Origin of the sequence: Paracoccus rhizosphaerae, assembly GCF_026162645.1 — a bacterium.
GTDB lineage: Bacteria > Pseudomonadota > Alphaproteobacteria > Rhodobacterales > Rhodobacteraceae > Paracoccus > Paracoccus rhizosphaerae.
In genome coordinates this window covers 1-5,725 of sequence record NZ_JAOTBE010000114.1, presented here as the reverse complement: position 1 = coordinate 5,725, position 5,725 = coordinate 1, and the positions used below count along the sequence as shown (strand labels likewise).

The window sequence follows — 5,725 nt, the reverse complement described above, 5'->3', positions numbered from 1 at the left end:
GGAAGACAGCTCGGGAGTTCCTGCAGCACATGCTCGAGGCCGTGCCATATCAGGTTCACACCGTCCTTACTGACAACGGCATTCAGTTCGCGGAGCAGCCTCGGAACCGCAATACAATCTACTCCAGGCCCATGCGCTTCGACATGATCTGCGAGGGCGAGACCTTGTCCGCCATCGGTCCGAGGACAATGGTCGAGCGGCATTGAGCACCGCCTCACGAAGCCCAACCACCCGTGGAGTTTGGAGGGTCAGAAAACAGTCCGGTGGCCTGTTTTCCCGACAAACGGTCAGGTCGAGCGGATGAACCGCACGATCAAGGCCACGGTCAAACGCTTCCACTACGATAGCCACGATCAGCTGCGGACGCACCTCGCGGACTTCATGGCAGCCTATAACTTCGCCCGCCGGCTCAAGATCCTCGCCAGCCATGGTCCTCGGACCGATGGCGGACCATGGCTGGCCTTCACGCCTTACGAATTCATCTGCAAGATCTGGACATCCGAGCCCGACAGATTCATCCTAAACCCGATCCACCAGATGCCGGGACTGAACACCTAGCGCGTCCAAACCCGACCTTCGGATTCTTGTCCTTCGTGCGCGAGGATGAGGTGAAAGTGCTTGATATGTGCGTCGACGATGCCATCAAGTCGGTGATCTCCGCTGGTGTTGTTTATCCGAGCAACACGGCCGCGGCCCAGCTCGCCGTTCCGGGTGGGGCCGGTTTAGCAAAAATGAAGAGGCCTGTGATGACTTTGATCCTGGATGGTGCCGAATTCCAACGAGAAGAGCTACATGCACAGGTGGTGGGCCTGGGCATCCTCAACAGGGACAATGGTCAGCTCTTCCATGAAGGGCCTTCTACGCCTGCAGGCGGAGACAGCGTGATGCCAGGAAACGTGGTTGCGCCTCCAGTGACCGCCCCCGGGCAGGGTGCTGGCGCCCAGACCAGACTTGAGCAGACGCCTGACGGTGAAATGTCCGGAGCATATCTCGCAGGCAGCGACAGCCGACAGGGGGGCGCTTTCGCCGGAAGCCGAGCTGCAGATCTACCGGGATTCAGCGCCGCAGACACGGTTGCTCAAGATGGGCATGCAGAGGCTCGATTGACTGCCGCGGCCGGTAACCGCCCCCTCCCCGTCCGTGCGGAAGCAGTCGGAACCTCCGCCGGGCAGACCGGCGCCTCACAGGTCGGCGCCGGTGGCATCGAAATCAACATTCCGGCGGCTGAAGGGCGGATCGTAGGGACCGGCGCCAGCGACCATCTCGTCGGTGGCATCGGCACGGAGATCATGTTCGGCGGGAATGGCGACGACGTGATCAACGGTCGAGGTGGCCGCAGCCTGCTCACCAAGGGCGATGTGGAAGACACCTTCGTCTCTCTGCCACAGGATGTCGGCACGGTATCTGGACCTGGGCCCATCATTGATTTTTGCGCCTTGGACAGGATCGGTCTCAGCGACTTTGGTCTTTACCTTGCTAAGGGGGACGCATTCGGAGGTACCCCCGGCGAGCTTCTCATCCGCAATGTCGGAAGTGCCGTCAGCCTCATCGGAGATCTTGACGGCGTTGGTCGGCAGGATTTTACGATCTTCGCGACCGGCGGCAGTGCAGATAATTCCGACCAGATCATCCTAGCTGGTAACGTTGATGGCGGTGCGCCTGTTGATCCCGATCCGACCAATCCCGCGCCGATCGACCTCACTCCGCCGGCGGTCGTCAACCCGGAGATCCTGACGAACCCGTCGGTGGGTGTCGGCCTGAACGGCGTTACCGACTGGACGTCACAGATGCCCTTCATCGACATCTTCAAGACATCCCGCCCGTGGGTGGGGCACCTCGAGGGGCAATGGGGCGGCGCCACGAAGGAGCAGATCGAGGCCGTCTCGGATGCCGACGGCTACCTGACGGAGCTTCCCGCAGGAGTGACCCATGTGAGCGCCCTTCTCCTCACCGAGCTGCCGGCCGAGATGACATCCATGTCGGGGAGATACCGGCTGGCCTATCACGGCCACGGGGACATCACGATCAACCACGCCAGCAACGTAGTCTACGGCGACGGAGAGATCTGGTTCGACTACGAGCCGCGCGGCAACAACCTCATCAGCATCGATATCACCGGGATCAACGGCTCCGACTATGTCCGCGATATCTCGGTAGTCCAGGAGAAGAACATTTCTGCTTTCGAAGAGGGCAGGATCTTCAACCCGGACTGGATCAAGCTGATCGACGACATGCGGTCACTCCGATTCATGGACTGGCAGGCCACGAACAACTCCGCGCAGACGGAGTGGAGCGACCGCGCGAACGTATCAGACGCAACCTGGGGATCCGAGGCAGGTGTGCCGCTGGAGATCATGGTCCAACTGGCCAATGAAACCGGAACCGATCCCTGGTTCAACATCCCCCATCTGGCGACGGAAGACTACATCCGCAACTTCGTCACTTATGTGAAGGATTATCTGGACCCGGACCTGAAGCCATATTTCGAGTATTCAAATGAGGTGTGGAACTGGGGGTTCGGACAGGCGCACTGGGCCCACCAGGAAGGGCAGAAATTGTGGCCTGGCGTAGGAGACGCCTGGGTCCAGTTCTACGGCATGAAGGCCGCGGAGATGGCGCAGGTCATCGACGAGATCTACGGCCCGAACGCCAATGCGCTCGTCAACAAGGTGATCTCGACGCAAACAGGCTGGCGGGGTCTTGAAGCGGGTGTCCTTGAAGCTCCCAACGCTGTTGCGGGCGGCTCGGCGCAACCGGCGTCACTCTTCAACTACTATGGCGTGACCGGCTACTTCGATGGCGCTCTTGGCCGTGAAAAGGCGCCGACGGTTCTCGAATGGGTCAGTGACTCCAAAAGTGCCGCGATGACAGCAGGCAATGCGCTGGGCCTGTCGGGCGCGGTGCTGAGCGATTACGTCGAGCAGCACAAATACGACCAAGCCATCAGCCTCGCTGTCGATGAATTGCGCGATGGATCGACAACCGGTGATCCTGACGGGTCCATCGCAAGCCTCATGGAAACCTTCGCCTACCACAAGGCAGTCGCGGACGCCTATGGCCTGGACATGGTCATGTATGAGGGCGGAACTCACGTGGTCGGTGTCGGCGAGTGGAGCAGCAACCAGGAGCTTGCGGACTTCTTCGTGGCCCTGAACCAGTCGGACGCGATGGGCGGCCTCTACCTCGAACTCATGAACGGCTGGAAGGACGCAGGGGGAACGCTGTTCAACGCGTTCGTGGATGTCGGCAAGCACGGCATCTACGGGTCATGGGGCGCCCTGCAGCATCTCGACGACCAGTCAGAGCGGTGGGACGCGATCGTCGAGTTCAATGAAAACAACCCTGGCTGGTGGCAAGACAGGGGCGATGGGGATTTCATCGGCACGAGGGAGATTACCGCGTCGTCCGGCAATGCCGGTGAGGGGTTTGGTTCCAAATGAGGCGCGGGTGCCGGCACTGGAGATCTCTCGCCCTCAGCCCCGGATATCCCTGTCCATCAGATGGACATCCATCCACATATTGAGGAGCGCGGGGGAGATAGCCGGCTCCGGCACAATGCATTGCAATCAGACCTTGACGCAGTTCTGGACCACGATCACCCTGATCCTCGTGCTGTCGACGATCGGCCTGACATACGAGATAGCCGCTGGCCGCGTGCTGGCGCCGTTCTTCGGCACGTGGCTCGTGATCTGGTCATTTGTGATCGCCACGATTCCGACCTGATTGTCGCCTTGCAGCGCGCTTCGCGGGCTGGTGGCGGAACGCGAGCCTGCGGAGGCGACGCGCGCCGTCAGGCTGGCGCTGGATGCGACGGCGGCGCTGATGCCGGCGTCCCCCGCGGTGCTGTGGCTGCTCCATGCCTCGGGCGCGCGCGATACCGAAGGCATGCTTCGCGCGGTGATCCAAGCATTCTTCCCGGCGTCGGTGCTGGTCAGCTTCCCGTCGCCCTTCCTGGCCAAGATGGCAATCGACGCCCGTTCGGTGCGTGAGGGCTCGTTGCTTGGGATGGTCCTGGCAGCCGGCTCTCTCGGCGCGATTGCGGGCGCGGTCCTGGCCGTTTTCGTAGCACTTCCCGTCGCGGGATCGATCGCGACCTTCGCCGGATGCGGTGCAGTGTCGCTGATCTGCGCGACACTGGTGCGGGCAAGCCGCGACCGGGGCACGAGCCTCCTGTCCGGGCCTGACGCGGTGTTACAATCGCGGCCGCGGCAGTGGTGGTTGCAACGATGACTGCAGGCGGCCCGCTCTGCCGTTACGAGTCCGGGATGTCCAGCAGCGACGTGCAGCGCCATGCAGGCGCGGTGAACCTTTGTTCCGACCGCACGCTGCAGGCCGCTGAATGCCTCACGGCCGATGCTGGCGATAGGCTGGTGCTATTTTATACGGACCTCATCTGGTCGCGGATGGACCTTGACCTGCGAGCCGCGCCGTCGATCCTGCTCATCGACGGATATGGCTATACGCTCCCCACGATGTTGCTGGAGCCGCGCCCTGCTGCCCGCGCTTTAGCCGTTGAGATCGCCCCCCTGGTCACCAGCATGGTCCGTGAAGCGTCGGCCCTGCGCTGGCCCCATGATCGACCACGCGACCGGGCCAAAAGGTCGAATTGGCATCGTTCAGCCGATGGCCGGGTGTTCCTAAACGAGACCGAACTGCGGTTCGATGCGGTCGTCATGGACGCGTTCTCTTCAGCGTCGGTGCCCGCACACCTAGCCACGTGCCAAACCTATGCCCGCCTGCGCGAGATCGTCGACAGGCGGTCTACGTGAACCTGATCGACGAATCCGCCAGATCATGAGCGCGTAATTCTTTCAGGCTCAAAGCATGGTGCCGACGCCGTAGGAAATGATATCACCCACCGTGCACACCAAGTCGCACTCGCCGCCGTAAAATCGCAAAAGGCACGCAACCCATAGATCTCGTTGGAATAGCTCAGGTCCCCCATCTGTCCCGAGCCAGGATAAAGACAGTGACCTTCTTTGAACATTTTTTTCTCTGCCTGCCTTTCGTCCTTGGCGCCGGACTGGCTCAAGGGCAGGAATTCGGTGCGGCCCCCGTCGCAGATACTTATGCACGGAGCAGCTTCTACATCGATGGCGGCAGCAGCCGGAGCGACGGCGACTTCGAAAACGACGTCGCCCTTATTAGATCGGTATCATGCACCAGTTGGCTAATTGAAGCTAATCCTAGGTGGTGACATCGGACGCGAGGGCACGATGCTGGACTCGATCTGGGTCAGGACGAGAAGCCATCTCAGGCCACGTCCAACAACCTGCTCGTTGGCGCGGATATCATCGAGACGGGTGGCTTCAAGACCGATGCAGCTATGCTGGTGGGGATCCGCAAGAAAACCGCTGACTGCGCGGACTCCTGTCTCGGCTACCAGTGCTACGCCGACACCGACCCTGAAACGGACTACACCGGCAACCTCGGTGCCGTGCTCACCATGTCCTATGATCGCCTGATGATCGGTGTGCGGGCGTCAAGCGAGAGCACCTAGGTCGTGGCAGGCATCAGGTTCTGATCGTCCAACGCTGACCGGTGCCGCGCAGGAGCACGATGCTCCTGTAATCGACAGGCCCTTCTGGATCTCCAGGCGCGGCGTGGACCTGTCCCGGTTCCGTTCCGGTCTCGTGCTCATGTTAGGCGGCCTTGTTTTCGAAGGCCACGGGTGATTTCCAGCCCAATGCAGAGTGTCGGCGCCGCGGGTTGTAGAAGCCGTTGA

5 protein-coding genes and 1 pseudogene are annotated in these 5,725 nt (G+C 61.4%); all 6 read left to right on the top strand.

Features of this window, described 5'->3' with window-relative positions:
- Positions 1-558 (top strand): annotated as a pseudogene (locus OC184_RS19350) (hypothetical protein); the annotation flags it as partial.
- A 26-nt stretch (positions 559-584) separates the two neighbouring features.
- Positions 585-3,440 (top strand): calcium-binding protein, encoded by a 2,856-nt coding sequence (locus OC184_RS19345; protein ID WP_265508797.1) that lies wholly within the window; start codon positions 585-587, stop codon positions 3,438-3,440.
- A 133-nt stretch (positions 3,441-3,573) separates the two neighbouring features.
- The gene (locus OC184_RS19340; RefSeq protein WP_265508796.1) at positions 3,574-3,723 is read left to right on the top strand and encodes a hypothetical protein; all 150 of its coding nucleotides are present in this window, start codon (positions 3,574-3,576) and stop codon (positions 3,721-3,723) included.
- A gap of 30 nt (positions 3,724-3,753) precedes the next feature.
- Positions 3,754-4,230, top strand: a complete 477-nt coding sequence (locus OC184_RS19335; protein WP_265508795.1) for a fused MFS/spermidine synthase — start codon at positions 3,754-3,756, stop codon at positions 4,228-4,230.
- Positions 4,231-4,265: 35 nt separating this feature from the next.
- Positions 4,266-4,769: a spermidine synthase gene (locus OC184_RS19330; RefSeq protein WP_265508794.1), complete on the top strand. Its 504-nt coding sequence runs from the start codon at positions 4,266-4,268 to the stop codon at positions 4,767-4,769.
- A gap of 557 nt (positions 4,770-5,326) precedes the next feature.
- Positions 5,327-5,500, top strand: coding sequence for a hypothetical protein (locus tag OC184_RS19325; protein WP_265508792.1), 174 nt, complete (start codon positions 5,327-5,329; stop codon positions 5,498-5,500).
- Positions 5,501-5,725: the final 225 nt, after the last annotated feature.